The organism is Pseudoduganella sp. RAF53_2, assembly GCF_052113985.1.
Lineage (GTDB): Bacteria > Pseudomonadota > Gammaproteobacteria > Burkholderiales > Burkholderiaceae_D > Rugamonas.
In genome coordinates, this window is the sequence record NZ_JBFRDW010000611.1 from 1 (window position 1) to 3723 (window position 3723).

General features: G+C 60.4%; 2 protein-coding genes. One reads left to right on the forward strand and one right to left on the reverse strand.

All coding sequences use genetic code 11. The annotated features are described in order from the left end of the window. The coding region (locus AB4Z11_RS26370) for an nSTAND1 domain-containing NTPase (RefSeq protein WP_442028806.1) at window positions 1-3011 on the reverse strand (3011 nt) is incomplete at its 3' end. A 165-nt stretch (window positions 3012-3176) separates the two neighbouring features. On the opposite strand from AB4Z11_RS26370, the gene AB4Z11_RS26375 reads away from it, so the two are divergent. Further along, on the forward strand, window positions 3177-3723 hold a 547-nt coding region (locus tag AB4Z11_RS26375; protein ID WP_442028807.1), incomplete at its 3' end, for a hypothetical protein.

Consider the following 3723-nt stretch of genomic DNA (forward strand, 5'->3'; position numbering starts at 1 on the left):
ATGTCGGCGCGTGCGAGCAAGGCATCGGCATAAATGCTGACGGCGGCGCTGTCCGTTTTGGACTTGAGGTATTGGGCTTCGAGCGCGGCAACGGCATCGTCCAGATTCTTCAATGCGTCAGCATGACGTCCCAGCATCTGAAGTAAAGGAGTGCGGGCCTGCTTGAATTTGATGGTCTGGAAGGTAAGGGTACTGTTCTTCGGGTCGAGCGCACTCAAGCCTTCCATCTTTTCGCAAATGACCTGTAGCCGGTCAAGACTGCTCTTGGGATCACCATTCGGTTCGAACAATTCGAATTGGCGACCCTTGGCAGCATAGAGGCGCGCTTGCCATTGGCGATTGCTTGGATCAAGGTCGACAAGCCGTTGCAGTACGCCCTCAGCATCCTTCAGTTTGGCCATCGCCTCCGCGCGATGGCCAAGGGCGGCTTGCAACAATCCCTGACGCATCAGCGACAGCGACAAGCGGTTTGCCCAGTTGGCGTCTCCAGTGAAGATCGGACGCAGCAGGGCTTCCTCTTCGCCATAAAGCCGCATCGTTTCGTCCAAGTGTCCTTGTTTGAGTTTGCTTTCTGCCAGCCACGAATAACTGTTCGCAAGATCTGCTTGCAAGGCCAGTTTTTCCGGTTTTTGGCGCTGCACCTGCAACCGGCCCTTCAGCGCCTGTTCGAATTCCCTTGCCGCTTCATCAAAGCGATTTCGCTTCATCGCGATGACGCCAAGGCTATTGTGAGCGTAGGATTGTTCCAGCCAACCGTCAGGATCGGTTGGGTCGACAGCGGCGAAGCGATCGCTGAATTCTCGATATTCCTGCAAAAACTTCTCAGCTTCATCAAGTTCGTTTTGTCCCAGATGATACTGGCCTAGCAAAAACGCGACGATACCTCGCTCGCGCAGAGCGGTGCGGTCCTGGTTGGGCGGGAGTTTGCGAAGAATGCTGAGGGCCTTCGTCCACGCCATGGCAGCTTCCGGCGCGCGTGAGCGATATTGCTTTACCTCGCCGATAATACGCAATGCCTTGGCATGCTGAGTTTGCGTCGCCACATTGCCATCGCTTTCCTGCACTTTACCCAGATAATCCAGGGCCTTCTTGCTGATATCGTCCAGCAAATCGAGCTTGCCAATTGGCCTCAGCTTTTCACTGAAGTCGCCCAGCATATAGGTCATCAAACCTTCGGCTTCACTGCGGTTGCGTTCTGCTTCGCGCTGGGCGTTGTGTGCCATCAAACCAAGGCCGGTGGCGAGGACCGCGAGCACGGCGATCAGCGCGACCACGCCGTTACGAATTCGCTCGCCGAGGCGCGCACGGCTGATGGAGGAGCGCACGTATTCGGCTTCCAGAGGTGCGAGGGAAAAGTTTTCGAGGCTGAGCAGTTCGGCGGCCTGGCTCACCTGGGTGCCGCTGGGCAGCAGCAGATCGCGCGGACGGCTGGATGCGGCCCAGCGCGCCGCTTGTCCGCTGAGACGGGTACGTAGCTGGAGGGCGTGGCGGTAGCGCTCGATCCATTCGACCACGCGCGGCCAGCGGCGCAGCAGGGCTTCGTGGGCGACGCCGAAGCTGGGCACGTCGCCGGCCAGTTCGCTGACGAACAGGCGGGCTTCGACCATGGCGCGCACCAGCTCTCTCTCGGCATCGCTGCGCAGCAGAGACCAGGGACTGCGGCGCGCAGTCACGGCGGCTTGTTCGTCGCCGATGTTCACCAGCAGCGACAGCACGTGGGGCAGGGCGGCGACCTGTTCGGGCTTAAGTCCGTCCACGACTTGCTCGGCGCGGACGCCAATTGCACCTTCGATGCCGCCCAGCTGGTGGAAGGCTTCGAAACGCAATTGGCCGTCTTCGCTGCGCAAGCGATATAGCTCATTCAAGCAATACTGCAGCAGGGGCAGCGTGTCGGGACTGCCGCGCGCGGCGTCGCACAGCACGTCGTCCAGGCTGGCGCCGCTGGCCGCATCCTGCTCGAAGGTGAGCTGGGCGGCGCGGGCGGGCTGGCGCACGATCTGGGCGATGTCGGCGCCATCCGGTGCGGTCAGATCGTAGTGGCCGCCGCGGGCTTTCAGGGCCATCAGCGCGGGCAGGGCGACGATGTCCGGGTAGAAGTCGTTACGGMAGGCCGTGACCACCAGCAGCCCTTTGCCGCGCGCCAGTGTTTCCAGCACGGCGATGAACGCCGTGCGGTCGGCGGCACTGCTGCGGAAAATGGCTTCCAGGCGGTCGACAAAAATGGCGATGCGCGGTTTGCCGCCGGTGCGTTCCCCGACAAAGCTGGCAACCGCCGCCGCATCCTTTTCCAGTCGCTGGCCAAGACTGGCGGCGCTGTCGCCGTCAAACAGCGGCGCGTCATCGAGGTCGGCGTCGAGCAGGGCGGCGGCCAGGGCCTGGAACAGATTGCCGCCGCCGAGGTCGGCGCAATCCATATAAGTGGTGCTGGACAGAACGATGGCTTCGTCGGGCCGAGCCGCACCTGCCATTAATTGTGGCAGCAGCCCCGCGCGCACCAGCGAGGTCTTGCCCGACCCGGACGGGCCAAGCACGAGCGCCATGGCGCAGCCCTCGACCGCCTGCGCGGTGACGATGGCGCGCAACTGGGCGGTGGCGCTTACCCGGCCGAAGAAGATGGCAGCGTGATTTTCCTGGAATGCCTCCAGACCGCGGAACGGTGAGCCGCTGGTCCAGCCGGCTGGTGCCGCCTCCGCAGCTTCGACCACGGTAGCGATCGCCCGGTAGCCGCGCTTGCGGATGGTCTCGATATAACGCGGATCAGTTGTCGAATCGCCAAGTGCACGGCGCAATTGGGTGATTGCTTTGTGGACAGGATTGTCGCCCAGTTCGTTGCTTCCCCAGCAAGCCTGGAGCAACTCTTCGGCCGGAATGACGGCGCCGGGGTGGCGGCATAGGTAGCGCAGCACCTGCATAACACGCGGTTCCAGCTGCGTACGAACGCTGCCGTCGCTGACAGCGTTGCCTTCCAGATCCACATCCCAATCGCCGAAGCGAAAACCCGTGTTTGACATCTCATTCACCACATTATTCTTATTAATCAGCTACTTATCGAAACCTTCCGGAGCCGGAAGAGAAACCTTCCGGGGCCGGAAGAATTCCGGAAGGCATCGGAAGACACTCTTGACTAAAGTGCCTTCTGTACCGATTGGCAAATATTAACATTCCCTTAAGCAAATATGCTCACCTCCGAAGCTCCTTTTTTTGTATCCGCTACAACTTTTGTACAAGTGCCGGATTTGGTTGTCACTTGGCAAACTTCGGATTCCAGGCTCAGTCGTCAACTTGCTCGAATGCAAGAAGAAGGGTTGCTGCCCGGCTTCGTGGATGTCGATCATTTGCTGGAAGATGGGTTTGCGCTGGGCGGCGACGGTCCGGACCGGGCCGTTCTGCATGCCATCAAGGTTGTGCAGGATGCAATTTCTCCAGGCAGCGTCCGCCTCATTATCGAGCTGTCTTCGGGAAATCTTCGTTTCTTGAACGGCTATGGCGCCGGGCACCAGCAGCTGCGACAAAGCATTGCTGGGTGGAAGCTGGAATTCGTGGCGGGTATCAATGACGAAGCCGGGCTGATGCTGCATTCGGCGCTGTGCGACACTGATCAGGCAACTTTGCCATGTGACAATATGGCGCTGAAGAGTTTCTTCATCTCGGCGATGGGCGACTGGCTGCGTGCGCATGCCGACGCGGTGCTGGCTTTTACCAGCGAGAGCACGGCTGTGGTGC